Origin of the sequence: Ruegeria sp. MALMAid1280 (genome assembly GCF_049195285.1) — a bacterium.
In the GTDB taxonomy this organism is placed as follows: Bacteria; Pseudomonadota; Alphaproteobacteria; order Rhodobacterales; family Rhodobacteraceae; genus Ruegeria.
Window position 1 is genome coordinate 112,810 of sequence record NZ_JBMIRT010000037.1, and the last position, 26,242, is coordinate 139,051.

26 protein-coding genes, 1 other RNA gene and 1 riboswitch are annotated in these 26,242 nt (G+C 61.5%); of the genes, 9 read left to right on the plus strand and 18 right to left on the minus strand.

Annotation, left to right across the window (positions count from 1 at the left end; genetic code table 11):
• Nucleotides 1–58: 58 nt before the first annotated feature.
• Complete coding sequence (gene dapA, locus ACOQFT_RS04450; protein ID WP_421596829.1) at nucleotides 59–931, plus strand: 4-hydroxy-tetrahydrodipicolinate synthase; 873 nt, start codon at nucleotides 59–61, stop codon at nucleotides 929–931.
• 74 nt (nucleotides 932–1,005) lie between these two features.
• Here dapA and ACOQFT_RS04455 read toward each other — a convergent pair whose 3' ends face one another.
• The 7 genes from ACOQFT_RS04455 to ACOQFT_RS04485 form a co-directional block, all read right to left on the minus strand.
• Complete coding sequence (locus ACOQFT_RS04455) at nucleotides 1,006–1,893, minus strand: dimethyl sulfoxide reductase anchor subunit family protein (protein ID WP_421596830.1); 888 nt, start codon at nucleotides 1,891–1,893, stop codon at nucleotides 1,006–1,008.
• Nucleotides 1,893–2,642, minus strand: a complete 750-nt coding sequence (locus ACOQFT_RS04460; RefSeq protein ID WP_421596832.1) for a 4Fe-4S dicluster domain-containing protein — start codon at nucleotides 2,640–2,642, stop codon at nucleotides 1,893–1,895. The genes ACOQFT_RS04455 and ACOQFT_RS04460 overlap by 1 nt, the downstream gene beginning before the upstream one ends.
• A complete protein-coding gene (locus tag ACOQFT_RS04465; protein ID WP_421596833.1) occupies nucleotides 2,639–5,458 on the minus strand; it encodes a molybdopterin oxidoreductase family protein in 2,820 nt (939 codons plus the stop codon). The genes ACOQFT_RS04460 and ACOQFT_RS04465 overlap by 4 nt, the downstream gene beginning before the upstream one ends.
• Nucleotides 5,459–5,485: 27 nt before the next feature.
• Complete coding sequence (locus ACOQFT_RS04470; RefSeq protein WP_421596835.1) at nucleotides 5,486–6,517, minus strand: YeiH family protein; 1,032 nt, start codon at nucleotides 6,515–6,517, stop codon at nucleotides 5,486–5,488.
• Nucleotides 6,518–6,588: 71 nt separating this feature from the next.
• Nucleotides 6,589–7,611 carry a phosphate acetyltransferase gene (pta, locus tag ACOQFT_RS04475; protein WP_421596836.1) on the minus strand — a complete coding sequence of 341 codons (1,023 nt, stop codon included), beginning with the start codon at nucleotides 7,609–7,611 and terminating at the stop codon, nucleotides 6,589–6,591.
• 5 nt (nucleotides 7,612–7,616) lie between these two features.
• Nucleotides 7,617–9,395, minus strand: a complete 1,779-nt coding sequence (xsc, locus tag ACOQFT_RS04480; RefSeq protein WP_421596837.1) for a sulfoacetaldehyde acetyltransferase — start codon at nucleotides 9,393–9,395, stop codon at nucleotides 7,617–7,619.
• 126 nt (nucleotides 9,396–9,521) lie between these two features.
• Nucleotides 9,522–10,982, minus strand: a complete 1,461-nt coding sequence (locus tag ACOQFT_RS04485) for a PLP-dependent aminotransferase family protein (RefSeq protein WP_421596838.1) — start codon at nucleotides 10,980–10,982, stop codon at nucleotides 9,522–9,524.
• A 135-nt stretch (nucleotides 10,983–11,117) separates the two neighbouring features.
• On the opposite strand from ACOQFT_RS04485, the gene ACOQFT_RS04490 reads away from it, so the two are divergent.
• Nucleotides 11,118–11,426: an ArsR/SmtB family transcription factor gene (locus ACOQFT_RS04490; protein ID WP_058283064.1), complete on the plus strand. Its 309-nt coding sequence runs from the start codon at nucleotides 11,118–11,120 to the stop codon at nucleotides 11,424–11,426.
• Complete coding sequence (locus ACOQFT_RS04495; RefSeq protein WP_421596840.1) at nucleotides 11,419–12,450, plus strand: permease; 1,032 nt, start codon at nucleotides 11,419–11,421, stop codon at nucleotides 12,448–12,450. The genes ACOQFT_RS04490 and ACOQFT_RS04495 overlap by 8 nt, the downstream gene beginning before the upstream one ends.
• A gap of 38 nt (nucleotides 12,451–12,488) precedes the next feature.
• Here the strand turns inward: ACOQFT_RS04495 and ACOQFT_RS04500 are convergent, their stop codons facing one another.
• Both ACOQFT_RS04500 and ACOQFT_RS04505 read right to left on the minus strand, forming a co-directional pair.
• Nucleotides 12,489–12,881, minus strand: coding sequence for a hypothetical protein (locus tag ACOQFT_RS04500; RefSeq protein WP_421596842.1), 393 nt, complete (start codon nucleotides 12,879–12,881; stop codon nucleotides 12,489–12,491).
• Nucleotides 12,882–12,931: 50 nt separating this feature from the next.
• Complete coding sequence (locus ACOQFT_RS04505; protein WP_170446947.1) at nucleotides 12,932–13,693, minus strand: DUF1013 domain-containing protein; 762 nt, start codon at nucleotides 13,691–13,693, stop codon at nucleotides 12,932–12,934.
• A 130-nt stretch (nucleotides 13,694–13,823) separates the two neighbouring features.
• On the opposite strand from ACOQFT_RS04505, the gene ACOQFT_RS04510 reads away from it, so the two are divergent.
• On the plus strand, nucleotides 13,824–14,465 hold the full coding sequence (locus ACOQFT_RS04510) for a ribonuclease T2 family protein (protein WP_421596844.1): 642 nt from the start codon (nucleotides 13,824–13,826) through the stop codon (nucleotides 14,463–14,465).
• Here ACOQFT_RS04510 and ACOQFT_RS04515 read toward each other — a convergent pair.
• The 5 genes from ACOQFT_RS04515 to ACOQFT_RS04535 all read right to left on the minus strand — a co-directional run bounded on the left by ACOQFT_RS04515 (nucleotide 14,462) and on the right by ACOQFT_RS04535 (nucleotide 18,759).
• Complete coding sequence (locus ACOQFT_RS04515; RefSeq protein ID WP_421596845.1) at nucleotides 14,462–14,953, minus strand: hypothetical protein; 492 nt, start codon at nucleotides 14,951–14,953, stop codon at nucleotides 14,462–14,464. The genes ACOQFT_RS04510 and ACOQFT_RS04515 overlap by 4 nt on opposite strands.
• Nucleotides 14,950–15,378, minus strand: a complete 429-nt coding sequence (locus ACOQFT_RS04520; protein ID WP_421596846.1) for a hypothetical protein — start codon at nucleotides 15,376–15,378, stop codon at nucleotides 14,950–14,952. The genes ACOQFT_RS04515 and ACOQFT_RS04520 overlap by 4 nt, the downstream gene beginning before the upstream one ends.
• Nucleotides 15,379–15,773: 395 nt before the next feature.
• On the minus strand, nucleotides 15,774–16,367 hold the full coding sequence (gene recR, locus ACOQFT_RS04525) for a recombination mediator RecR (RefSeq protein ID WP_421596848.1): 594 nt from the start codon (nucleotides 16,365–16,367) through the stop codon (nucleotides 15,774–15,776).
• Nucleotides 16,368–16,431: 64 nt separating this feature from the next.
• On the minus strand, nucleotides 16,432–16,776 hold the full coding sequence (locus ACOQFT_RS04530) for a YbaB/EbfC family nucleoid-associated protein (RefSeq protein WP_170328851.1): 345 nt from the start codon (nucleotides 16,774–16,776) through the stop codon (nucleotides 16,432–16,434).
• A gap of 228 nt (nucleotides 16,777–17,004) precedes the next feature.
• A complete protein-coding gene (locus ACOQFT_RS04535; protein ID WP_421596849.1) occupies nucleotides 17,005–18,759 on the minus strand; it encodes a DNA polymerase III subunit gamma/tau in 1,755 nt (584 codons plus the stop codon).
• 131 nt (nucleotides 18,760–18,890) lie between these two features.
• On the opposite strand from ACOQFT_RS04535, the gene ACOQFT_RS04540 reads away from it, so the two are divergent.
• Entirely contained in the window at nucleotides 18,891–19,394 is a 504-nt protein-coding gene (locus ACOQFT_RS04540; RefSeq protein ID WP_421596850.1) for a protein-tyrosine phosphatase family protein, read from the plus strand.
• 1 nt (nucleotide 19,395) lies between these two features.
• On the opposite strand, the gene ACOQFT_RS04545 is transcribed toward ACOQFT_RS04540, so the two are convergent.
• Entirely contained in the window at nucleotides 19,396–19,803 is a 408-nt protein-coding gene (locus ACOQFT_RS04545) for a hypothetical protein (RefSeq protein ID WP_421596851.1), read from the minus strand.
• Nucleotides 19,804–19,885: 82 nt separating this feature from the next.
• A riboswitch (cobalamin riboswitch) is annotated at nucleotides 19,886–20,106 on the minus strand.
• A 143-nt stretch (nucleotides 20,107–20,249) separates the two neighbouring features.
• Here ACOQFT_RS04545 and ACOQFT_RS04550 point away from each other — a divergent pair.
• On the plus strand, nucleotides 20,250–21,107 hold the full coding sequence (locus ACOQFT_RS04550; RefSeq protein ID WP_421596852.1) for a hypothetical protein: 858 nt from the start codon (nucleotides 20,250–20,252) through the stop codon (nucleotides 21,105–21,107).
• Nucleotides 21,108–21,136: 29 nt separating this feature from the next.
• Here ACOQFT_RS04550 and ffs read toward each other — a convergent pair.
• Nucleotides 21,137–21,235: signal recognition particle sRNA small type (gene ffs, locus ACOQFT_RS04555), an RNA gene on the minus strand.
• A 39-nt stretch (nucleotides 21,236–21,274) separates the two neighbouring features.
• Nucleotides 21,275–23,155, minus strand: a complete 1,881-nt coding sequence (locus tag ACOQFT_RS04560; protein ID WP_421596853.1) for a bifunctional 2',3'-cyclic-nucleotide 2'-phosphodiesterase/3'-nucleotidase — start codon at nucleotides 23,153–23,155, stop codon at nucleotides 21,275–21,277.
• 175 nt (nucleotides 23,156–23,330) lie between these two features.
• On the opposite strand from ACOQFT_RS04560, the gene nudC reads away from it, so the two are divergent.
• From nudC to ACOQFT_RS04575, 3 genes are read left to right on the plus strand one after another with little or no spacing between them, the layout of a single operon-like run.
• On the plus strand, nucleotides 23,331–24,311 hold the full coding sequence (gene nudC, locus ACOQFT_RS04565) for an NAD(+) diphosphatase (protein WP_421596854.1): 981 nt from the start codon (nucleotides 23,331–23,333) through the stop codon (nucleotides 24,309–24,311).
• A gap of 39 nt (nucleotides 24,312–24,350) precedes the next feature.
• Entirely contained in the window at nucleotides 24,351–24,818 is a 468-nt protein-coding gene (locus ACOQFT_RS04570; protein ID WP_421596855.1) for an SRPBCC family protein, read from the plus strand.
• Nucleotides 24,819–24,830: 12 nt separating this feature from the next.
• Nucleotides 24,831–25,298: a GNAT family N-acetyltransferase gene (locus ACOQFT_RS04575; protein ID WP_421596856.1), complete on the plus strand. Its 468-nt coding sequence runs from the start codon at nucleotides 24,831–24,833 to the stop codon at nucleotides 25,296–25,298.
• A 10-nt stretch (nucleotides 25,299–25,308) separates the two neighbouring features.
• On the opposite strand, the gene ACOQFT_RS04580 is transcribed toward ACOQFT_RS04575, so the two are convergent.
• The gene (locus ACOQFT_RS04580; protein ID WP_421596857.1) at nucleotides 25,309–26,142 is read right to left on the minus strand and encodes a prephenate dehydratase; all 834 of its coding nucleotides are present in this window, start codon (nucleotides 26,140–26,142) and stop codon (nucleotides 25,309–25,311) included.
• Nucleotides 26,143–26,242: the final 100 nt, after the last annotated feature.

Genomic DNA, 26,242 nt, shown 5'->3' on the forward strand with positions numbered 1-26,242 from the left:
CGACGATTGTGATGGCCTGCGGCGCAAAAATTGCTAACCGCACACCAAGGAGCGTGCCATGTTCAAAGGCTCGATGCCAGCCCTCGTCACCCCGTTCACAAACGGCGAGTTGGACCTGAAAACGCTCAAACACTTGGTGGAATGGCAGATTCAGGAAGGCTCGACCGGGTTGGTCCCCGTGGGCACCACCGGTGAAAGCCCGACGCTCAGCCATGAAGAGCACGAAACCGTGGTGGAAGAGGTCGTCAAGGCCGCTGCCGGTCGTGTGCCGGTGATCGCGGGTGCGGGTTCGAACAACACGGTCGAAGCGATCCGCTTTGTGCGATTCGCCGAGCGGATCGGTGCGGATGCAGCGCTGGTTGTGACACCCTATTACAACAAGCCCACGCAAAAAGGCCTGATCGCGCATTTCCGCGCGCTGCATGACTGCGCCGATATTCCGATCGTCATCTACAACATCCCCGGCCGGTCGGCCATCGACATGACCCCTGCAACGATGGAAGAGCTGGCCAAGCTGCCGCGCATCGTCGGGGTCAAGGACGCCACCGGCGATCTGGCGCGTGTCAGCCAGCAGCGCGCGTCCTGCGGGCCGGACTTCTGCCAGCTGTCAGGCGAGGATGCGACTGCGCTGGGCTTCAACGCGCATGGCGGTGTCGGCTGTATCTCGGTCACGGCCAATGTTGCGCCGAAGCTGTGTGCCGAATTCCAGCAGGCGACGCTGGCGGGCGACTATGCCAGGGCGCTGGCCTATCAGGACCGTTTGATGCCTCTGCACGAGGCCATCTTTATCGAGCCGGGCCTGGTGGGCGCAAAATACGCGCTCAGCAAGCTGGGCCTGTGCAGCGAAGAGGTGCGTTCTCCGCTGACATCGCTGGACGACAGCACCAAAGCCGCCATCGACGCGGCGATGGCGCATGCCGGTCTGATTTAACTTTATAGACAATCAAAATGAATGGGCGGCCTCTGATCACAGATGGCCGCCCATTTTCGTTTAAACGCTAAGCTTCAACGTTTGCCGTAATACAACCCCACCACATGTTCGGCCTGCGCAAAGAACAACCAGCGTGAAATCACGACGCCGGTCAGGTGAGACAGCACGGCCAGCAGCGCAAAGATATGCTTGACCGCAACGCCCGAAACCGGGATCAGGATCAGCAGCAAAGGCAGCACAAAGGCCAGACCAAAGGAAATCACCCGTAGCTTCTGCACATGTTTTCGACCTACTACGTGAACAAATTCGCGCAGCAGATAATTGGTTCCCGTATGCGGCGGCTCAAAGGCGCGAACGGCACCTCGGTCACCCAAACCAGTAGCGGTGCCCAAGGTGGTGCCGGATCCGGCAAACGCATCGTCGCCCTTGGCCCAATAGGCCAACTGCACAGCCCCTGCTATGGCCAACAGCCAAGGGGCCAGGGCCTCGGCGCCAGCCAACAGCGCGCCTCCTGCCAGACTGAAAGACAGGAACATTGCCGGCGTCAGGTTCATGTTCCAACGTGGAATGGTCTTGAGCTGGGCGTAAATCATCGAGGTGGTAAACACGGTGGCCAGGCTGAGCAACGCACCGATCCAGCCTATGATCGTCCAGTGGCTGCCCGCAAACACGGCACCAAGCGCATAAAGTCCCATGATAAGCAGCGCAGCAACAGCACAAACGCCCTCCCGGCTCAGCCAGCTGGACCTCCATTGGCTGAACGCTTTCCACGCACGTTCTGGGTGACCCAGATGGAAGGTCGAGGCCAGCAGCCCGCCCACAGCCAGTGCATAGGCGATCAGGTAAAACACGAAAGCGACGAAACCGGTCACTTCGGGTTGGCCTAGACCAAGGAAAAACAGCAACCCGAAGCCCAACCCGGAACAGGTTGTGAAGATGATGACAGAAGGGGCTGGGTGCATCAGAGCTTCTCCAGAGTTTTGTCGAGCCAGCCAAGGAACCCTTTGGGCTCTTCGGCAACAGGGGCAAGCAGCGGGGCCAGAATGTCGATCTGGTCCTCAATCTGGTCCTTGGGCCGTGGCGGCAGGTATTTATTGACGGGTTTGGTGCCCAACTCGGGCATCAGGTCTATGCCCTCGCGTTCAGCGACCAGTTTGCTGACATCGCTGTTCGGGTCCCCCAGATCGCCGAAATGACGTGCTCCGGCCGGGCAGGTGCGCACACAAGAGGGGACGCGGTCCACCTCGGGCAGGTTATCGTTATAGATGCGGTCAACGCAGAGGGTGCATTTCTTCATCACGCCTTCCGCCACATCCAGTTCCCGCGCGCCATAGGGGCAGGACCACGCGCACAGGCCGCAGCCGATGCAGTCGCTTTCATTGACCAGCACGATACCATCCTCGACCCGCTTGTAGCTTGCCCCGGTGGGGCAGACGGTGACGCAGGGGGCATCTTCACAATGCAGGCAGGACTTGGGAAAGTGGATCAGTTGGGCGTGACCCTCGGCCGGTGTGACCTCGTAGGAATGCACACGGTTCAGGAAAGTGCCCGAGGGGTTGGCGCCAAAGGCGTCCTGATCGGACAGGGGCGCACCGTAGTTTTCGGTGTTCCAGCCTTTGCAGGAGATCACGCAGGCATGGCAGCCGACACAGGTATCGAGGTCGATGACCAGACCCATCTTGCGCTCGGTGGATTGGGGGAGTTGAGTCATTTGCCTACCTTCCACGCAAGATCTTTCGGGCCAGTGCCGACGGGTGACTTGATCGGGTCAAACTCGGGCTGGCTTTCTGCATCACTCGGGGCGTCGGTTTTTTCGATTTTCACTTTCAGGTCGAACCATGCGGCCTGCCCGGTGATTGGGTCGGAATTGGCCCAGCGTTGCCCGTCGCCCTTGGGGGGCAGCAATTCGTGGATCAGGTGGTTCAGCAGGAAGCCCTTGGTCGCCTCGGGCGCGTCCTCTTGCAGCGCCCAGGCGCCTTTGCGCTTGCCGATGGCGTTCCAGGTCCAGACGGTGTTGTCGTTCAGGGCGGCCATCTCCATGACGGGTACGGTGATTTCCCCGTGCGGAGAACTGACTTTGGCCCAGTCTCCGTCCTGCAGCCCGTGTTCACGCATCAGTTTGGTCGGCACATAAAGTGGGTTACGGCCGTGCAACTGGCGCAGCCATGCGTTCTGGGTGCCCCAGCTGTGATACATCGCCATCGGGCGCTGGGTCAGGGCGTTGACCGTAAAGCCTTCGTTGCCCTGCTGGTCGGTTTCATACCAGATCGGCAGCGGGTCCATGGTGTCCTTGATGCGCTGGCGCAGGTGTTCGGGCGGCTGGCGGTCTCCGTGCCCTTCGGCGGCCAGCTGGAACTTGCGCATCGGCTCAGAATAGAGCTGAAACAGGTAGGGTTGCGGGCTGTCATAGATGCCCATGCCCACGGCCCAGTCCTGATACGCCGCGTTCCACGGCTTGTAGTAATCCGCGCCTTCGGGAATATGCGCAACGTAGAAGCCGCCGTTTTCGATATAGCGGTTCAACTGGTCGGGGTTGACCTCTCCGCGCCCTTCCTTGTCGCCATTTTCGCCCCGGAACCCGGCCAGAGGACCGATACCCGGTTTTCGCTGGTGGTTGACGATATAGTCGGCGTAATCCTTCCACTTGGGCGTGCCGTCCTCGTTGGTGAAGCCGGGCAGGCTCATACGATTGGCCAGTTCGATCAGCACCGATTGGAAGCCGCGCACATCGCGGTCGGGTTCGACCACCGGCCAGCGGATGGCGTCGGCGGCCGCGTCGGCCTCGCAGATCGGGCGGTCCAATAGCGAGATGCAGTCGTGCCGTTCCAGATAGGTGGTGTCGGGCAGGATCAGATCGGCATAGGCCACCATTTCCGAGGAATAGGCGTCGGAATAGATGATCTTTGGAATGACGTATTTGCCGTCCTCATTTCGGGCGGTCAGCATCTCCATCACACCTTTGGTGTTCATGGACGAGTTCCAGGACATATTCGCCATGTACATGAACAGCGTGTCGATCTTGTAGGGATCACCGGCGGCGGCGTTCGAGATCACCATATGCATCAGCCCGTGGGCGGACATCGGGTTTTCCCAAGTGAACGCCTTGTCGATGCGCTGGGCGGTGCCGTCGTCGTTCAGCAACAGGTCCTCGGGGCCGCGGGGGAAGCCCAGATGCGGGCCTTCCAGCGGGCGGCCAGGGCGGCGGTCGCCGTGGGGGGTGGGGTGGGCCTCGACCGGTTTGGGGTAGGGTGGCTTGAAGCGGAAGCCGCCGGGGACCTCGACTGTGCCCAGCAGGATTTGAAGCACATGCAGGGCGCGGCAGGTCTGGAACCCGTTGGCATGGGCCGAAATCCCGCGCATGGCGTGGAAGCTGACCGGGCGGCCTGTCATTTTGCTGTGCGTCTCACCCCGGAAGTCGGTCCATTCGTGGTCCAGCTCGATGGCTTCGTCAAAGGCCACGCGGGCGATTTCAGCGGCGATGGCCCGGATGCGCTTGGCGGGGATGCCGCAGCGCTCGGCCACGTTTTCAGGGGCGTGTTCGTCGGACAGGTATTTCTCGGCCATCAGGTGTAAGACCGGGCGATGGGTCACGCCGTCTTTGTCGTAAGTGGCCGACAGGTCCGGGCGGACGCCGGGCTTGTCAAAGGCGGCAGGTTCTCCGGTCACGCGGTCTATCACCAGCGGCTTGCCGTCGGCGTCGCGCAGGAACAGGCCGTTTTCGGCCCCTTCAGTGGCATTCACCAGAACCGGTGCGTTGGTGTAGCGGGCAAGGTAGTCGAGGTCGATCTTGCCCGCTTTCATCAGCACGTGGATAAGCGACAGGATGAACAAACCATCGGTACCCGGCGTGATCCCGACCCAATCGTCAGCCAAGGCGTTATAGCCCGAGCGGATCGGGTTCACCCCGATCACCCGTGCGCCGCGCGCCTTGATCTTGCCTAGCCCCATCTTGATCGGGTTGCTGTCATGATCCTCAGCCACGCCGAACAGCATGAACAGTTTTGTGTGCTCCCAATCGGGCTGGCCAAACTCCCAAAACGCGCCGCCCATCGTGTAGATGCCGCCGGCGGCCATGTTGACCGAGCAGAACCCGCCATGCGCCGCGTAGTTGGGCGTGCCGAAATTCTGTGCCCAGAAAGAGGTGAAGCTCTGGCTTTGATCGCGGCCAGTGAAAAAAGCCAGTTTCTGCGGCGCGGTCTCGTGCAGTTCGTTCAGCCAGCCGACGGCTGTGCTGATCGCCTCATCCCACTCGATCTCACGAAATTCACCCGAGCCACGCGGCCCGACCCGGCGCAAGGGCTTGCGCAGGCGGGATGGTGCGTTGACTTGCATGATCCCCGCCGAGCCTTTGGCGCACAGAACCCCCTTGTTCACCGGGTGATCGCGGTTGCCCTCGATATAGGCGACCTTGCCGTCTTTCATATGCACGTTGATGCCACAGCGACAGGCGCACATGTAACAGGTGGTGCGCCGGACCTCGTCCGAGACTTTTGGGCTGGTGTCGATCTTCGGTTGCTGGATGGTCATCTGGCGTCCTTCTGTCGCGGCGGCGGATCAGGTCAGGAATGTTATTCCGGCAAGGATAACTCCTGCAATGAAAAGAGTTTCTACGACGATCAGGGCGATTGCGGCGCCGCCGACCGACAGGATCTGTTTCAGGTTGGTCTTCATGCCGACCGCGGCGATGGCGATCAGCAGCAACCAGCGTGAAATCTGGCTGAGCAGGTCCGAGATGACGGGCGGGATCAGCCCGAACGAGCTGGCCCCGGCCAGAACCAGAAAGCCCACCACAAAGCCGGGCAGGATCGGGGGGCGTTTGCCTGCCTCGTCCATGTCGGTGACGCCACGGATGATCAATGAGGCGACCAGAACCACCGGGGCCAGCATCGCCACGCGGAACAGTTTCACCAGTGTCGCGGTGTCGCCGGTCTGTTCCGAAATCGAGAACCCAGCGCCCACCACCTGCGCCACGTCGTGGATCGTGCCACCAAGAAACACGCCGCCTGCGACGTCGCTCATGCCCAGCATACGCACCAGAATGGGATAGGCGATCATCGTGATGGTCGACAGCACAGTAACGCCCAGAACGGTGAAGATCAGCCGTTCCTCGGAGCGTTCGTCCTTGGGTAGGATGGCGCTGATCGCCATCGCTGCCGAGGCGCCGCAGATCGCGACCGAGCCCGCGGTCAGAAAGGCAAAGCGCCATTTGTGGCCAAAGAATCGCGCGATCAGCAGACCAAAGGCGATCGTGGCCAGCACGCCACAGACGACCAATGCGATCAGGTCCCAACCCAGCCCCAACATCAGCGTCATCGACACGCGCACGCCCAGCAGCGCCACACCCAGACGCAACAGCGATTTCGCGGCAAAACCGATGCCGGGGACGGTTTTGCCCTCTTCCCCCAGAAAGCTGAGCGCGATGCCCAGCAACAGCGCCATCAGCATCGCGGGCGTGGCGTAGTGTTCTGACAGGAACTTGGCGGTCACGGCAACAGTCATGGCCACCAGCACGCCGGGAAACAGGGTGCGGATTGCCTGCGATGCGTTCGCGTCTAAAAGAGACGTAAGTTCGATCTTTGCCAGCATCTACCCGACAGGCCTTCTGGAAAAAGTTGCGGTAACGGCGGGCAGGCCGCCGGGGTTGTTCGGTGGCAGGGTCAACGCGTCTCCGGCTTGGATTTAACGTGCTGAGCCTGCACGGCCGTCACGGCGATCATGTGCAGAATGTCTTCGGCGGAACAGCCGCGCGACAGGTCGTTTGCCGGTTTGGCCAGCCCTTGCAACACCGGGCCGATCGCCTCGACCCCGCCGATGCGCTGGGCGATCTTGTAGCCCAGGTTTCCGGCGTTCAGGCTGGGAAAGACAAAGACATTCGCCTCGCCCTTCAGGGGCGAGCCCGTGGCCTTCTGTGCCGCAATCTCGGGTACAAAGGCTGCATCGAACTGCAACTCTCCGTCGATCAGCAGCGCCGGATCCTTTTCGCGCGCGATATGCGTAGCTTCGACGACCTTGGAAACCTTGGCATGTTCGGCGCTGCCCGAGGTGGAAAAGGACAACATCGCAACGCGCGCGGTGTCGCCGGTCAGGGTCTCGTAAGACGCGGCCGAGGCGCGGGCGATCTCGGCCATTTCCTGTGCGTCCGGGTCAACGACCAGACCGCAATCGGCAAAGATGCGGGCGCCTTTGACCTCGTGATGATCCTTGCAGAACAGCATCAGGAAAAAGCTCGAGACCATCGCCGCATCCGGCGCGGTGCCGATGATCTGCAATGCGGCGCGCACGGTGTCGGATGTGGTTTCGATCGCGCCGCCAACAGTGCCGTCGGCAATGCCCTGCCGCACCAGCATGGCGGCATAGGTCAGCCGGTCCGTGATCTGCTGCCGCGCCTCTTCCAGCGTCATCCCCTTGTGCTTGCGCCGTTCGTACAGCGCCTGCGTCAGGTCGGGCGTTAGTTCTGATTTGGCAGGATCGTGGATTTCGATCCGTTCAGGATCGTAGCCCTCGTGGGCCTCCAACAAGGCCGAAACTTTGGCCTTGTTGCCAATCAGGATGATCCGCGCGACGTTCTCTTTCACAGCCATGACCGCGCCTTCGACAACGCGGGGATCATCGCCCTCTGCCAGGGCGATGATCTTGTCAGAGGCGCTTGCCGTCCCGAGAATGGCGCGCAGAGGCTTCACGCCGATTAGGCCCCGGCCTGAGGGGTCATGTCGCCCGCGCTGATACCGGCAACCTCGACAGGCTTCTTCATCGCGTCACGGCGGAAGGGCTCACCCAGTTCCTGGTTGATCATCGCTTCGATCAGGGTGGTGATGCCGTTCTTTTGATCCTCGATGGCCTGGTTCAGGGCTGCGGTCAGCTCGTCCTGAGTGCGGGCAACGACGCCTTTCAGACCACAGGCCTGCGCGATACCGGCGTAAGAGACCTTGGTGTCCAGCTCGGTGCCGACGAAGTTGTCGTCGAACCACAGGGTCGAGTTCCGCTTTTCCGCACCCCATTGGTAGTTGCGGAAGACGATCTGGGTCACGGCGGGCCATTCGTCGCGGCCGATTGCGGTCAATTCGGTGACCGCGATCCCAAAGGCACCATCACCCGAGAAGCCGACGACAGGCGTGTCCGGGCAGCCGATCTTGGCACCGATCACCGAAGGCAGACCATAGCCACAGGGGCCGAACAGGCCGGGGGCCAGGTATTTGCGGCCTTCTTCAAAGGACGGGTAGGCGTTGCCGATGGCGCAGTTGTTGCCGATGTCGGACGAGATGATCGCGTCTTTCGGCAGCGCGGCCTGAATCGCGCGCCACGCCATGCGCGGGCTCATCCAGTTCGGCTTGGCGGCACGGGCGCGTTCGTTCCAGGTGGTGCCCGGATCGTCCTGCTCGTGATCCATCGAGGTCAGTTCCTGCGCCCAACGCGACTTGGTTTCCGCGAGTTTCGCCTTGCGGGCGTCGCGGCCTTCGTCGCCTGCGGTGTCGGAAAGCTGTGCCAGGATATTGGTCGCAACGGTGGCCGCGTCGCCAACGATACCGACCGAGACTTTCTTGGTCAGGCCGATGCGATCCGGGTTGATGTCGACCTGAATGACCTTCGCCTCGGTCGGCCAGTATTCCAGACCGTAACCGGGCAGGGTCGAGAACGGGTTCAGACGGGTGCCGAGGCACAGAACAACGTCGGCGTCCTTGATCAGCTCCATCGCGGCTTTCGAGCCGTTGTAGCCCAGCGGGCCGGCAAACAGCGGGTGCGAGCCGGGGAAGGCGTCGTTGTGCTGGTAGCCGACGCACACCGGAGCGCCCAAACGTTCGGCCAGCGCTTTCGACGCTTCGATCCCGCCAGCTGAAAGGACCGTACCGGCGCCGTTCAGGATAACCGGATTCTTGGCACCCGACAGTAACTCGGCGGCTTCGGAAACGGCAGCGGCGCCGCCAGAGGGCAGCTCGAATTCGACAACGGCAGGCAACTCGATATCAACGACCTGAGTGAAAAAATCGCGCGGCACATTGATTTGCGCAGGGGCCGAGGCACGCTTGGCCTTGGTGATCACGCGGCTCAGCACTTCGGCCATCCGCGACGGGTCGCGCACTTCTTCCTGGTAACAGACGCAGTCCGCGAACATGCGCATCTGCTCCATTTCCTGGAAGCCGCCCTGGCCCATGGTCTTGTTCGCGGCCTGCGGCGTGACCAGCAGCAGTGGGGTGTGGTTCCAATAGGCGGTTTTCACGGCGGTGACGAAGTTGGTGATGCCGGGGCCGTTCTGCGCGATCATCATCGACATCTTGCCGGTGGCGCGGGTGTAGCCATCGGCCATCATCCCGCCCGAGCCTTCATGCGCGCAATCCCAGAACGTGATGCCGGCTTTACCGAAAATATCCGAGATCGGCATCATGGCCGAACCGATGATGCCAAAGGCATGTTCGATCCCATGCATTTGCAGAACCTTAACAAAGGCCTCTTCCGTGGTCATTTTCATCCGATTGTTCTCCGCGCATAGCTAGGTTGAGCCGGGCCAACAGCCCGACGTTTGAATACGGTTTAGGCGCAAGCGACCCGGCGGCGTTAGGGCCAGAATTTGCAGCGGAATAGGTCCAGAATTGTCTCAGCTGGCGCGAATAGCGTCGGCGATCAGCGTCACACCCGGCGCGATGCGGTCCTGCGGGATCGAGGAATAGCCCAGGCGATAGAAATTTTGCGGTCGATCCGGTCCGGAAAAGAACGGCGCGCCGGGCTCGATATGAACGCTTTGGTCCTGCAAGGTACGGGCCAGCCGGGTTGTGTCGATATGTTCGGGGGCCGACATCCACAGCGAGGATCCGCCCAGAATGCCGCGCCCGGCCACGGTCAGACCGTGCTCTTCGATGGCGCAGTCCAATGCTTCGCGCCGTTGCGCCAGAACCTTGGACATGCGCCTGATCTGCGCGTCGTAATGGCCCAGCGACAGGAAATAGGCTGCCGTGCGCTGGATATGGCCGGGGGGGTGGCGCAATACCAGAGACCGCAGTGCACGCGCCTCGCGGATGAACGGCTCGGACCCGACCATGTAGCCAAGCCGCAATCCCGGAAACAGCGATTTCGAGAAGCTGCCTACATAGATCACCCGCCCATCCCGATCCATCGACTTCAACGCAGGGGACGGCGCGCCCAGAAAGGCCATTTCGAATTCATAGTCGTCCTCGACCACCATCGCATCCAGTTCATGCGCCCTCTCCAGCAGCTTGTGCCGGCGGTCCACCGGCATGGTCGAGGTCGTCGGGCTTTGGTGGCTGGGCGTGGTGAAGATGACGTCGGTATCCTCGGGTAGTGCATCCGGCGGAAGCCCGTCGCGATCAACCGGCAGCGGGGTGACGTCGCAATCCCAACATTCCAAAAGACTGCGCAGGGCGTAATAACAAGGGTCTTCGATCACTGCCGTCCGGTTGTGGGTCAGCAAGATGCGCGAGGCCAGCCACAGCGCGTTCTGCGCGCCCATGGTGATCAGAATCTCTTCGGGGCGGGCGGCGATACCGCGGCGGGGCAGGGTGTGACGGGCGATGAACTCGACTAGCAGCGAGTCGTCCTGATCGACGTAATCAGCGGTCAGGGAATCGAAATCCTTGTGGCCAAGCGCCCGCACGGCACACAGGCGCCAGTTGGCGTGATCGAAAAGGGTGCGGTCGGCCTGTCCATAGATGAACGGATAGCGATAGTCGCGCCAGTCGGCTGGTTTCGACAGCACATCGCGCCCCGAGAATCGCCGGGCCAGCGCCGCGTCCCAATCCACGGTTTCAGTGCCCCGCTGAACAGGGGTGTATTTCGGCGGCACCGGCGCGTTTTGCGAGACATAATACCCCGACCGGCCTTTGGCCGTCAGGTAATCGTTGGCCAGCAGCTCGGTATAGGCCAGCGTCACCGTGATCCGGCTGACGCCCAGATGCGCAGCCAGTTTGCGGGACGAGGGCAGCTTTTCCCCGACATGAAACCTGCCGGACAGGATGCCTTCGGCGATCATCTGCTGGATTTGCGCCTGCAGCGTACCTTGCCCGTTCAACTCAAGAAAGAAAGTGTCAACCGATATTGCCATAGGGTCTTATAGGTTGGACTTATGGGGTGGGCAATCTGGACTTAAGCAATTCTCGAGAATTCGTGATGCGGGTGGTTGACCCTGTGGCTTGATTAAACTAAATAACCAGAAATCTAGTTTAATGGAGTAAGCGAGATGTGGGAAACCGCTGCAGCAGGATTTTCAGCCATGGGGTCCGAGGCCCGGCTGAAGGTTCTGAGAACGCTGGTCCGGGCCGGACAGGCCGGTCTGACAGTTGGCGAGATACAGGAACGGACGGGGATCGCCCCGTCGACCCTGGCGCATCACCTACGGTTTCTGGCCGCCGGTGGCGTGGTTGAACAAGAGAAAGTCGGGCGCAGCACGATCAACCGGGCCTGCTATGACGAGTTGAGAAATCTGGCGCAGTTCATTCTTGCCGAATGCTGCGCGGACGAAGTGGGAAAGGCCGCAAACGATGGCTGAGCTGACACAAAACCCCAAGGTTTCGGCCAAGACCGCGCTGGACCTGATCAAGACCCCCTGGGCGTTGATCGTGGCGATCCTGGTGGCCGTCGCCGTTCTGGACCCCGGCAACTGGACCGAGGTCGTGACCTTTGCCGGAAAGGCGCTGGCGCATACCGGCCAGTACATCCTGTTTGCTGTATTGCTGCTGTCCTACCTCAAGGCAACCGGGGCCGAGGTGATGGTCGCGCGTGCCTTTGAAGGGCGCGAAACGCGGATGATCCTGCTGGCGGCTCTGTTCGGCGGGTTGGCCCCGTTCTGCTCCTGCGAGGTCATTCCGTTCATTGCTGGCCTGCTGGCATTGGGTGCGCCACTGTCGGCGGTGATGGCGTTCTGGCTCAGCTCGCCATTGATCGACCCGCCGACCTTGTTGATCACGGCGGGCGCATTGGGGTGGCCGTTTGCCATCGGCAAAGCCGTTGCCGCCGTTGCGCTGGGTCTGTTCGGAGGGTTTGTCGTGCGGGGCCTGATGCGTTCGGGGGCATTCGCGCAGCCACTGCGCGAATACAAACCGGCCGGGTGTTGCGGATGCGGACCGAAACAGGATGACAAACCGGTCTGGCGGTTCTGGCAAGAGCCTGAACGCCGTCAGCGGTTCCGATCCGAGTTTGTTCACAACGGGCTGTTCCTTCTGAAATGGCTGGCGCTGGCCTATGTGCTCGAGGCGCTGCTGGTCAGCTATGTCCCTGCGGACCTGATTGCCCGTGTGGTCGGCGGTGAAGGTGTCGTACCCATCGTGATTGCAGCACTGGTCGGGATGCCGGCTTATCTGAACTCGTACGTTGCGCCGCCGCTTTTGGCCGGGTTGACGGAGCAGGGGATGAGCGCAGGTGCCGCGATGTCGTTCATGATCGCAGGCGCGGTCAGTTCAATCCCGGCGATGGCGGCGGTCTGGTCGCTGGTCAAACCCCGGGTCTTTGCAACCTATCTGGGGTTGGGGATCACAGGCGCCATCATTGCGGGCATCCTGTTTCAAATGATCTGAAGGAAAAACCGCCCGGTGTGACCACCGGGCGGTTTTGCTTATTGGTTAGCCTCGCAAAGGCTCGGCATTTTGAATCGGTATCGTGGTTCACCACTTTCCACATAGGTCCGTTTTTCGACGCAGGCGCTGGTGCCAACGGTTTTTGACACCCGGCCTTCGGTCGATGTGATCGACGTGGCAGACCCATCCGGCAGCTGGACCGAGGCGACGACGCCGTTGCTGAGATCGCCATTGATCGGGGTCGCAGACAGAACCGCGACCGTGATGAACGAATCATGCTCGTGCGCGCCATTGTCATTCAACACCAAAAGCGCCGTTGCGATCGAGATCGTACCGACAACCGCCACGACCAGCAGGCCCCAGGTCTTCAGGAAGGCATAGATCGATACGGCACGGTGCGGGCCGAAGAATTTGGACAGGATGGTCAGCATGGTATTTCCGCAAAAAGCCCCGGCCTGATTGAACCGGGGCTGTCTGTGCATCAGGGGCGCAGATCGTCTTCGTCTTCGTCTTCGGCCCCGCCCTTGGGCAGGTTGAAGAAGCTGTCGGCGTCGATGATCGGCTCTTCCTCGGCCTCTTCTGCCGGGTCGTCGGACAGCGAGAACGTCTCGAGGCCTTCGATGGCGGTCGGGATCTTGGGTGCAGCGTCCATTTCAAGCGACTGTTCAGTCGAGACCAGTTTGCGGCGCTCGTCATCGCTCATGACGCCACCTTCGGCAGCCTTCTTGGCGGCGGCTTTCTGCACGATGGCGTCCAGTTCGGACTGTTTGCACAGGCCCAGCGCAACCGGGTCGATTGGCTGCATATTAGAGATGTTCCAATGGGTCCGCTCGCGGATCGACTGGATGGTGGGTTTGGTGGTGCCCACCAGCTTGGCGATCTGACCGTCGGAAAGTTCCGGGTGGAACTTGACCAGCCACAGGATCGAGTTCGGACGGTCCTGGCGTTTCGACAGCGGCGTGTAACGCGGGCCACGGCGCTTTTCCTCGCCAGCGGCGGCGGCGTTGAACTTGAGCTTCAGCTTGTGCAGCGGGTTGTTCTGCGCCGCGTCGATCTCTTCCTGAGTCAGCTGGTTGTTGGCGATGGGGTCGAACCCTTTCACACCAGCGGCCACGTCGCCGTCGGCGATGCCCTGCACCTCAAGCTCGTGCATGCCCACGAAATCCGCGATCTGCTTGAAGCTGATCGTGGTGTTGTCCACCAGCCATACGGCTGTTGCCTTGGCCATAAGCGGTTTTGCCATCAGCCCGTCTCCTATAAATACATCTGTCCCGTCGCCGGAATTCGGCGGCCCCGGGATTTTGGGGCAGGTTTCCGTTGTCGGGGAACTTGGGGCCTATATAGTCGCGGCACGGCAAGAAGGGAAGAGGCGAATGCGCTGCGGTATTTTGGGGCTGTTTTTTTGGGTGTCCAGCACACTGGCGGCGCTGGCGGATGGCGAAAAGGCGGGCGAGTTCGACTATTACGTTCTGTCGCTCAGCTGGTCGCCCAACTGGTGCGCCCGTGAAGGTGACGCGCGCGGGTCGGACCAATGCGATGCGCGGCACGATCACGGGTGGATCCTGCACGGGCTCTGGCCGCAATACCATCAGGGCTGGCCCGCCTATTGCCGCACACCCGAGGCACCGCCGTCGCGCGGCATGACCCGCGACATGGCCGATATTCAGGGCTCATCCGGATTGGCATGGCATCAATGGAAAAAACACGGAACCTGTTCCGGCCTCAGCGCACCCGACTATTTCGCGCTGTCGCGGCAGGCCTATGATGGCGTTCAGCGGCCACCGGTGTTCCGCAAGCTGGACGCGTCAGTCAAACTTCCCGCGTCGGTGGTGGAGGATGCGTTTCTAAAAGCCAATCCCGCGCTGGAGCGAGATATGATCACCATCACCTGCAAACAGGGCTACATCGAAGAGGTCCGCCTGTGCCTGTCGCGCGACCTTGAACCGGTGCCCTGTGGCCGGGACGTGATCCGCGACTGCGCGGCCAAGGATGCGCTGTTCGATCCGATTCGTTAGAGTTCCCGGTTCTGGCACTCGCGGGCGTATTCCAGCGCCTTGGCGGTGCCTTTGAGATCAATTGCCGTCACCACTTCGCCCGTCGGGTTGTAAACGGTCATCGTCTTGTTCTGTGCGATCGCTTGGACGAAACTCCGGTCGGTGAAGAACACGGTCGCCCCCGGCACATCGCGCTGGTTGAACCCGATGGCGGTGGCATCAAAGCTCTTTCCGTCCAGTTCGAACCGGATCGGATAGCTTTCGCCTTGTTTTATGTCGCCCCAAGCCTTGTTGTAGACGGCGAAATACCCGCGATTGTCCAAGGCGTCATAGCCCAGCCGCACCACCGAGAGGTCCTGATACACCGTCTGGATCAGGCACCCGTTGCCCAGCGCCGGGTCCATCATGATGTTCCAGCCCTCGACAAAGCCCTTGTCGATGAGTTCCTGAGACAGGGCTGCGGTTGCGGTGAGTGTTGCGAAGGTGAGGGCGAGAAGGTGATTTTTCATAGAAAACTCTCTGTTTTTTCACAGGGTAAGTAAGGTCCCACAATGTCATCAAGGAAGTCCGCCAGCCGATCATTCTTCGATTTCAGCATTTTTGAAAGAGCCGAAAGCACAGACACATCCCATGTCTGCATAGGAAAATACTCCAATACCTCTTCTGGTTCGCATTTATCCGCCCACCCGATGATCAATGCTGGGGCCGCGTCGCCACCGTGCGGACTTGCGTAACCTACTGATAGAATTGCGTCGAGGTAGTCGTCGTTCCCGTCAATCGCAGCAAGGCATGTGTTTGCAATGTTGCTGCAATTTGCAGAATACCAGCTTTCCAACGCGGCCAGAATTTCCATATCGCCGCTGGTCAATCGGGAGTGTTCGGGAATCCAGCTGTGTAGATGATCGTTTAGTTTGAGGGACAGTCCGTTGTACATTTCTCCGGTCCTGCCTGCGCCGCCAGTCATAGATGACCTTGCGCATTTCATCGTGAACGAAAAAAGTCGAGGACGTCGGTGTTCCGCGTGGAACCCCTGCCGGAGATTTCCCACAGCCACGGGAAAGCAGCAAAAGTTACCGGATACAAGTCTTCTTGGTGATGCAACTTTTCCCAGAACAATTCCTTGGCAAGGTTATCGTCCCAAGCTTTGTCTAATTTAGCAAGAATGCCAGCTACATCTTGAACGCCGTAAGGGCCATACAGGCGGGACCAGATAGGGTCAGAAAACGGTATGAGCAAATTCGCCTCTAATGAATGTTGCTTTGAGGTAGGTTAAGGGATTAAATACTTTATTTCCAGTATTTTACCGCCGGGGAGTGAGAGTTCCTGTGGCTACAATTCCTTCCGCGCCTGCAACGCCGCCGTAATCGTCCCGTCATCCAGATAATCCAGCTCTCCGCCAATCGGCACGCCTTGCGCCAGTGAGGTCAGGCGGACCTGTCCCTCCAGTTGATCGGCGATGTAGTGGGCGGTGGTCTGGCCGTCCACCGTGGCGTTCAGAGCGAGGATGACTTCGGTGATCCCCTCGGCCATCACTCGGTCTTTCAGACGGGGAATGCGCAACTCGTCCGGGCCGACACCGTCCAGTGCGGACAGTGTGCCGCCCAGAACGTGATAGCGTCCTTTGAAGACCCCGGCGCGCTCCATCGCCCAGAGGTCGGCGACGTCCTCGACCACGCACAGCTCTCCGGTCGCGCGGGCTTCGGAATCGCAGATGTCGCAGATATCCGTGGTGCCGACATTGCCGCAGTTCAGGCATTCGCGGGCGGTGACGGCCACCTGCTGCATGGCGTCCGATAGCGGCGTCAGCAGCAGGGCGCGTTTGCGGATCAGGTGCAGTACCGCGCGGCGGGCCGAGCGCGGGCCGAGGCCCGGCAGCTTGGCCATCAGGTCGATCAGGTTGTCGATATCGCTGTTCGAACTCACCGGGGATGCTCCTGCAAAAGGGCCGGGCAGGGGCGCCCGGCCGGTATTCCGTCAGGAGTGTCTATCAGAACGGCAGCTTGATGTCTGCGGGCAGGCCCATGCTTTCGGTCAGTTTTGCCATCTCGGCCTGCGAGCGTTCGGCCGCCTTGGTCTGCGCGTCCTTGATAGCGGCGAGGATCAGGTCCTCGACCACTTCCTTGTCGTCGCCGTTGAAGATCGACGGGTCGATATCCAGACCTTTGAGTTCACCTTTGGCGGTGGCGGTTGCCTTGACGAGGCCAGCACCGGATTCGCCCACAACCATAAGGTTGTTCAGCTCTTCCTGCATTTCGGTCATCTTGGTCTGCAAATCCTGCGCGGATTTCATCATCTTGGCCATGTCGCCCAGACCGCCGAGTCCTTTGAGCATTGTTTTTCTCCTGTGTATCGGTTTGCCGCCTAAATACGGATGCCAACCGCGCGGCACAAGGGCCGAGGATGCTCCCGCCTGTCGTCAAGGTCTTTGACAAGACCTTTCCTCCCGTTGGGCCCGGCAGCGCGGGCAAAGCCCGCGCTGCCGGGCCCAAGGCCGCTCAGGGATATCGGCGTCAGCCGATGGTCCGTGGCGGGCGCGGGAGAAATTCCGGGAAGGTTTGCGTTAGTCCTCCTCGAACGGGTCCCATTCGTCTTCGACCTCAGGCAGGGCTTCGGTTTCGACCTTTGCGGCGCGTTCTTCCGGTGTTTCGATCCGCTTGATGCGCGCTTTCGGGAATTGCATGAGCACGGCCTGAACCAGAGGGTGCTGCTCGGCCTGCGCTTTCAGGGCCAGGTCTGCCGCGTCGCGAATCTCGGCGATGGTCGCGGCATCTCCGTCGGCGACGATTGACACCGCCCAGCGGTTTCCGGTCCATCGTTGCAGCGCTGTGCCGAGTCTTTGGGCCAGATCCGTTGGCGCGTTGTCCGTTGGTGTAAACTCGATCCGACCGGGCGAATAGGACACAAGGCGCACGCCGTTTTCAACTTCGACCAGCAGTTTCACGTCGCGGTTTGTTCGGATCAGTTCGACGACATGGTCAAAGCTGGGATACCGCGCAAGGGCCGCCTGAATGTCCTGTGCCAGCGCGGCGGTTGGCGCTCCGGCCGGGCCGCCGGTTGCGGTCGAGGTGTATGTGGGGGGTGCAGGCTGAGCAGGGGCGTGGGACGGTACGGCCATACCACCGCCGGGGCCTCCGTTCGGCGGGGGCGGCGGCGCGTCCTGCAGCCGTTTGATCAGTTCTTCCGGGCTGGGCAGGTCGGCCACATGGGTCAGGCGGATCACCGCCATCTCGGCGGCCATCATCGCATTGGGAGCTGCCGAAACCTCTTCCAGCGCTTTCAGCAACATCTGCCACATCCGGGTCAGCACCCGCATCGGCAGGGCTTCGGCCATTTGCACACCACGGGCACGTTCATCCGGTGATACGGTCGGGTCTTCGGCCGCATTCGGGGTGATTTTCACGACCGAGACCCAATGGGTGATCTCGGCAAGATCGCGCAGCACGGCCAGCGGGTCGGCACCCTCGGCATATTGCGCGCTCAGTTCGGTCAGGGCGCCCGCCGCGTCCCCGCGCAGGATCATGTCCATCAGGTCCAGCACTCGTCCGCGATCGGCCAGACCCAGCATCGCACGCACCTGATCGGCACTGGTCTCGCCAGCCCCGTGCGAGATTGCCTGATCCAGCAGAGACGTCGCATCCCGTGCCGACCCTTCCGCCGCACGGGTGATCAAAGCCAGCGCGTCATCGGCGATCTGGGCGTCCTCGGCCGCCGCAATCTTGCTGAGCAGGCCGATCATGTCCTCGGGCTCGATCCGGCGCAGGTCGAACCGCTGGCAGCGTGACAGAACCGTCACCGGCACTTTGCGAATTTCGGTCGTGGCGAAGATGAACTTTACATGCTCGGGAGGTTCCTCAAGCGTTTTGAGCAGCGCGTTGAACGCACTGGTCGACAGCATATGAACCTCGTCGATGATGTAAATCTTATAGCGGGCAGAGGCCGCGCGATAGCGGACGCTGTCGATGATCTCGCGAATATCGTTGACACCGGTGCGGCTGGCGGCGTCCATCTCCATCACGTCGACGTGGCGGCCCTCCATGATGGCCACGCAATGCTCGCACTGACCGCAGGGTTCGGTGGTCGGCTTGCCTTCGCCATCGGGGCCGATGCAGTTCATGCCCTTGGCGATGATCCGCGCCGTAGTGGTTTTGCCGGTGCCGCGGATACCGGTCATGATGAAAGCCTGCGCGATTCTGTCGGCCTCGAACGCGTTTTTCAACGTCCGCACCATGGCGTCCTGACCGACGAGGTCGGCAAAGGTTTCGGGGCGGTATTTCCGGGCAAGAACCTGATAGGCGGGGCTTGGCGTGTCGTTCATGTCTGCTCTGTCGGATTCGGGTTCCGATGCAGCGTAGAGACCCCCGCCGCCCGCGTCCACATCCCGCTTGGCGAATTTCCGTTTGCGTCGCAGTTTATGTACCGTAGACGCATAGGTAGGAGGGCCATCTGGTGAGACTGTTTGCAATTCATCCCGTGCGGGTGGGGAACGGTACGGTTGCCCTGTCGCCACTGCCGGGGCGCGCCGGAAACTATCTGCAGGATATTTGCGTAATTCGCGATTGGCAGCCTGATCTGGTGATTTCCATGACCACCGAGTGCGAGATGTTGCACGAGGGTGCCGCCGCTTTCGGTGATGATCTTCGCGCCGCTGCAATCGGCTGGGCGCATCTGCCGGTTGCGGATTTTGGCGCGCCACCGCCGGAGGTTCAGGCGGCATGGCCCGAAGTCAGCGCGGCAGCGGCACAGGCTTTGGCCCGTGCTGGCCGCGTGCTGGTACATTGCCGGGGCGGCTGTGGCCGGTCCGGGATGGTCGCCTTGCGCCTTATGATCGAACATGGCGAACGCCCCGAGGCAGCGCTGAAACGCCTGCGCGCCGTGCGGCCCTGTGCCGTCGAGACCGACGGCCAGCTGGACTGGGCCGCACAGGCAGCCCGCGCCCGACCGGACAGTTAGATCAGAGCGCCGCGCGTCGTTCCGGCTGCGCAATCGGGTTTTGCGCAATGACCGAGGCTTCGAGCATCGCGCAGGGCGGTGTCGGCAGCAGCTTGGCCGGGCGCGTGGTGAATTCAAGGCCGAACATCATATCCGCATAGTCGTCCAGCGTTTCGATCGGGGTGTCGGCATCGGCGCCGCAAAACACGCGAACCTGATCTGCCTGCGCGCGAAACCGTGCGAAACAGCCCTGAGCGCAATGGGCCAGTTCGCTACTGCCTTCGAATTCGAAATCCGGGGTGGTCGCAGGTGCGGCGGTCTCCATCGCCTGCACGACCGCGCGCGCCATCTGTGCCAGAGCGGGACAGGTTTTGCCGGTTTTCTGGCACACGGTTGCGGTGAATTGATGTGTCTTCGTCTTCCAGATCATGATGCGCCCTCCGCGCGCAGGACGGGGGCGTAGTTCAGGTGTGACAGCGTGCTGACGACCTGCCCGGACACCCCGCCCGAGTTTCGGTTTTGATTCGATGGCAGGTCTCCTGACTTGCGGGTCATCGCTTTGCCGACCTTCCCAGCCTTTCGGCCAGTGGTGTTTCGGCATTGCTCACCGCTTACAGTTGCGGGGGCAGTCGCGGCCTTGGTTCGTTCCGGCATCACCGGGCAGAACCGCACCGTGTTCCCTTTTCATCCCGCCCCGGTACCGGGGACGAGAACCATCAAGCCATCGCTAACGGGTGCGGGCGACCCGAGTCAAGCGGGCAATTTGCGCGGCCTGGTGGACGTGTGGTCATGTTTGGCCACTGTTGACTTGTGGCGGGAAACACGGCGGACTGAAGGAAGTGAACCAATCGGTTCAAAAATCCCGGAGGCCGCACCATGCTGGACGCAACACAGACCGTATCGACCGCGGATTTCCGGTTTCCGTCCGGGGCAGGCACCTTGTCGGCACGCCTGTATCTGCCGGCGTCGGCGCCTCGGGTGGCGGTGGTCATTCACGGCGCAACGGGCGTACCGAGGGATTACTATCAGCACTTTGCCCGCTGGCTGGCTGAGGCGCAGGGGATGGCCTGTCTGACTTATGATTACAGTGATTTCGGCCATTCGCTGAATGGGTCGTTGAAGGCATCGCGGGTCAAGATGGCCGATTGGGCTCTGATCGATATGCCAGCTGCCCGGGCTGAAATGCGACGCAGGTTCCCTGATGCGCAGCAGTGGAGCATCGGGCATTCCGTCGGCGGGATGCTGGGGCCAATACAACCCGATATCGATCAGATCGACCGCATGATCTGCGTCTGTTCCGGCCCGGTGACGGTATCGGATCACCCCTGGCCCTACCGGGCGCTGGCATTGCTGTTCTGGTACGGCCATGCGCCGCTGGCGGTGAAAGCTCTGGGCTATCTTCCGGGCAAGGCGCTGGGATTCGGGGCCGATCTGCCCGCAAGCGTCTATTGGCAGTGGCGGCGGTGGTGCACCGCGCCGCGCAACTACCTGCCCGAGATCGGGATCACTCTGCCCGAGGCGTGTTGGGCGCAGTCGGAGACGCCTGTGGATCTGTTCACCTTCGAGGATGACGATGTGGTGCCGCCGAACGCGGTGTGGCGGTTGGCCGATCTGTACGGGCCGCATGCCCGCCGCCACCTGCTGTCACCCGGCGAGTTCGGCCTGTCCGAAGTGGGTCATATCGGAGCTTTCGCCCGCCGCAACGCTGCCGTTTGGCCGCGACTGATCGCTTGAATTCGCTATTTGGTTTTCGGCGGGAGCTAAAGTGAGAGGTTGGACATCGACCCAAGCGGGGCTCGTTGTGGCTGCTTCCTTCCGGACCTGACCAGGTTGGCGAGGCGCTCGCCCGCGCCAACCTCTCATCGGTCGATATAGGCAACAGGCGTGGAAAAGACAACCCGTCAGAGCGTCAAACGGATCAGCAAAAAGCCTTCATCGTCTTCTCCGAGCAGCTGTGGGTTGTATTTCTCAAGCTCGCCAATGTGATCGCGGGCCTTTGGGCCGGTCCGGAGCAAGGTTGTCGCCCCGGATAGTGGCGCAAATTGAAAGGCGCGGGGCGCGTGTTCCAGCGGGTCGCGCGGCAGGGCGCCCGAGAAATAGTCCTGCAGGATGCGCTGGACAGGTTGAGCCGGCAGCGGAATCAGCTCGGCCCCGTCGACAAAGGGGAAATGCCCCCCTCCGTTGGCGCGGTAATTGTTCAGCGCCACGACAAACCGTTGGTCCGGGGTCACGGGGCGCGCCTCGAACCGGATGTCGTGAATCCGGCGATGCGCGGGGGCGGTCAGGCGACCGGCGGCGTCAAAGCGCGATGGCTGCGACAGGTCAATCTGACAGCTCAGCCCCTGCAGAACATCGAAATTATGCCCGGCACGGCTGGGGTCGACCAGATTGGTTTCACGGCCCGGTTTGACCTGATTGAACACACCCGCCGACATTTCCAGCCAGTCGTCGATCTGCGCGCCATCCACGACAACCGCCTGCAATTCGTTGGGGAACACATACAGATCGTTGATATGACGCAGGAAAACCTGCCCCGGTGGCACATTCGTATAAAACCGCGGCCCGGCGCGCCCTCCGAATTTCGAAGGTGCCACTGCGGACAGAAGCGGCAGTTCTGCAAAAGGTGTCCCTTGCAGATACGGGCGCAGGGCCGCCGCCTGCGCCGCCGCCGCCAAAGCAAGCCCCCTGTCCGCAGCGCAAAAGCTAAAATAGCTGTGCAGATGCTGGTCGGTCCGGCCCACCGGCTGCGCCGTGTGACGTCGTGTTTCCGAATGACCCCTGGCGAATAAGCGCAGCAAATCGGGGTCTTCTTCAACGGGCTGGGCCGCCCTGCCAGGCATCGCCGGGTAGACCGGGCGCAATTCGGTGCTGTGGTCCTGAATCACCCACGCACCGTCCTTGACTCTGTGCAGGTTCAGATCAATCACCCCCAGATTTGATCCGGCCGGACCCGGCATGATCACCGGTTTTCCGTGAACCCGCCCTTGAACTGCATCGACATGATCCAACCCCTCATGCGCGGGGCCGGGCAGCGTCAGGTGGGAATGCCCGGCGATCACGGCGTCGATGCCGTCGATGGCGGCCATCGGGATGACAGCGTTTTCCATATCGGGTTCCGCAATGGGCGATCCCAGCCCGGTATGCGCCAGCGCAAGGATCAGATCGCAACCCTCTGCCTTCAGCTCCCGCACCTTGGAGCCGGCGCAGGTCAGGATATCGTCCAGAGTGACCCGATCCTTTAGCCGATGGGCCTCCCACTTTGCGGTCTGTGGGGGAAGTACCGAAAACACGCCGATCTTCAGCGCGCACTGCTGGCCCTGGCACCGGGCCGTGCGCGTCAGGATAGCATGGCTTTGCCACACAGGATCGGCGTCCTTGCGCTGCACATTGCTGCACACCACCGGGCAGGGGGCATCAGCCAGAACACGATCCAGAACCTCCAGCCCAAAGCCGAAATCATGGTTGCCCAACCCAATAGCGTCATAGGCCAGATCACCAAAGGCCCGCATCAGGATATGCGGCGCGTTGGCCGGTTCCGCGGCCCAGTCCCCGATCGGAGTGCCCTGCAGCGAATCCCCATTGTCGAACAGAAGGACCAGCGCGCCAGCCGCCATCGCCTCGTCCCGCGCGGCCCTGATCAGGCTGGCGGTCCGTGTGAGCCCGATTGTGGGGTCCGGGGCGTCCGAGTAATAATCGAAGCCGCTCAGGTTCATATGCAGATCGGATGTCGCCAAAATCCGTATCTTCAATGCGAGGCGCGGCCGAGGAATGGAGCGTGACAAATTTCTACTTTTGGCAGTTATGTGTTAAGCATTTTCTCCAAAAAGTATAATAGGCGCAACATATAACGCGTGACTGCGATCATTTGACGACCCCCGGATTCCGGGTGTTGGGAATTGCCATTGCAACGCTGCTGCAGCCGTGGCAGCCCTGTGCAAACGATCCAAAGGAACACTCATGAAACACGCGGAACTTGTGACGTTTGGCGGCTCGGGACTGGAGCGTGCGGCGGATATCCGGGGGGATGCGGAACGGCTGGCGCAGATGCGCACCCATCCGCAGGCGTCCTGTATGCTGCTTTGGCGTGGCAAGCCGCTGGTTCAGGGCGAGGCGCTGGATCGACTGGGTCTGATCCCGATGACCCATGATCTGGTGGCAATCGGGCCGGGCGGCAGCGTTGAGGAACCTGTGTTTCTGGGCCTCTCGGACGGATCGCCGGTTTTTGCGCTCGATATCTCGAACTGGTCCCCGGAAGGCCTGGACATGTCGCAGTTGGGGGCGTTTGTCGATCGAACCGAACAGCAGCATCCGGACCTGCCCCAAGGATATGTCTTTGCCGAACTGCGCCGGATCATGACCTGCCTGTCCGCCCGCGATGCGGAATTGGCCGCGGCGGCCAAGGCAGTGATCGGATGGCATGAAAACCATCGGTTTTGCGCCCGCTGCGGCGCCACCAGCGAAATAACACAGGCCGGGTGGCAGCGCAGCTGCCCGTCCTGCGGCGGGCAGCATTTCCCGCGCACCGACCCGGTGGTCATCATGTTGATTACGCACGGGGATTCGGTTCTGATGGGGCGGTCTCCGGGCTGGCCCGAGGGGATGTATTCGCTACTGGCCGGTTTCGTTGAACCCGGCGAAACGCTTGAGGCTGCGGTCCGGCGTGAAGTGATGGAAGAGGCAGGCGTGCCGGTCGGTGCGGTCCGCTATCTGTCCAGCCAGCCCTGGCCGTTTCCGGCCTCATTGATGTTCGGCTGCGCGGGTGAGGCTCTGTCGCGTGAGATCACCATCGATCCGGTGGAAATCGAGGATGCAATGTGGGTCAGCAAGCCCGAAATGATGCAGGCTTTTGCCGGAGAGCATCCGAAGCTGTTGCCGGCCCGCAAGGGGGCCATTGCACATTTCCTGCTGCAAAACTGGCTTGCGGATACGCTGGACTGACAGATACTAAGCGACAAGCAAAGAGAACCACGACCCGTCATGCAGTTTACAGCGCGCGAAGATATCGAAGCCCCCATCAACGCGGTGTTCGAAATGGTCGCTGATTTTGAGCGCTTCGAGCGTATGGCGATGCGCCGCGGGATCGAAGTGCGGCGCCTGTCGGGCCATATGGGGGTGGTGCCGGGCACGCAATGGGAAACCGAGTTCAAGCTGCGCGGCAAGCCCCGCCAAGTTGCAATCGAGATGGCCGAGTGCGACGCGCCGTCCCTGTTGCGGTTCGACGCTATCAGCAAAGGCATGAACGGGGTGACGATCATTGAATTCCTGGCCCTGTCGCAACGCCGCACCCGTCTGAGCGTCGACATGTCGCTTGCAGCCCGATCTTTGCCCGCGCGGCTGTTGCTGCAATCGCTGAGGCTGGGTCAGGCGCGGTTCCGGCGACAGTTTCAGTTGCGCCTGAACGAATTTGCCCGTGAAATCGAAGAGCGCTACCTGCATGGCGCCTGAGGGGGGCGAGCAATGGGTGATCTGATTATCCGGCAAGCAGGGCTGGGCGATGCCGAAGGAATTGCCGAGGTTCTGCAAGAGATAGCGGCCGCCGGTAAGCGCAGCCGGCCCAGTGATTTGAGTTTTGCGACCGCGAACTACCTGACCCACCCGGATCAGCTGCGGTGTGCCGTGGCGGTTCGGGGCGGCTGCGTTCTGGGGTTCCAATCCATAAGGATTGCGGTCGAAGGCAACCCCTACGGTGCGCCGGTGGGCTGGGGCGTTATTGGCACGCATATCCGCCCCTCGGCCGCACGTCAGGGCGTGGGGCGGGCTTTGTTTCGTGTAACATTGGAGGTTGCGAAAGCGCGGGAACTGGCTGCGATTGACGCGACTATTTCGCGCAACAACGCCGAGGGTTTGGCTTATTACTCAGCCATGGGCTTTGTAGATTACAGGTCGCATCACGGCGCCGTGTGCAAATCCTTTACCGTCGATTGAGTCTGCCGACCTACCCGCGCGGCTGCGCGGCCGGATAGACGCCCAGCACTTCGACATTGGTGGTGAAATGTTCCAGCTCTTCCATCGCCAGCTGCACGTTGCGGTCGTCCGGGTGGCCGACGATATCGGCATAGAACTGAGTCGCGGTGAATGACCCGTCGACCATGTAGCTTTCCAGCTTGGTCATGTTGATACCGTTGGTGGCAAAGCCCCCCATCGCCTTGTACAGCGCCGCCGGGATGTTTCGCACCTGAAAGACGAAACTGGTGATCATGCCGTGCGGGCCGCGCCGGGACTGGTCTGCCTCTGGGGACATGATCAGGAAACGGGTGGTGTTGTTGTCGTGGTCCTCGATGTGGCGGGCCAGAACGTTCAAACCGTAGATTTCTCCGGCCAATTCGCTGGCCAGTGCCGCCGAATGCGGATCGCCCTGTTCCGAGACCTCACGCGCGGCGCGGGCGTTGTCGGGGCTGACGCGACCGCGGATGTTGTGTTCCTTCAGAAACCCGGCGCATTGCGGCAGCAGGACCAGATGCGAATGCGCCTCGGTGACATCGGTCAAAGTCGCGCCGGGCACCGCCAGCAGATTGATATGTACGCGCACGAAGGCCTCATCAATGATATGCAGCCCGCTGTGCGGCAAAAGGCGGTGAATATCGGCCACCCGGCCATAGGTGGTGTTCTCGACCGGCAGCATCGCCAGATCGGCGTCGCCGGACCGAACCGATTCGATCACATCTTCGAACGTGCGGCAGGGCAGGGCCTCCATATCGGGGCGCGCATTGCGGCAGGCCTCGTGGCTATAGGCACCGGGTTCCCCCTGAAATGCGATACGATTGGTCATTTGATCGATTCCGTGCAACAAGTTCCAGAATTGGGCGTTTAGTCGCGGTGTCTATACCTTGCCTCTTGCGAGGGGAACCCTTAGACACCCCGCAGACAGC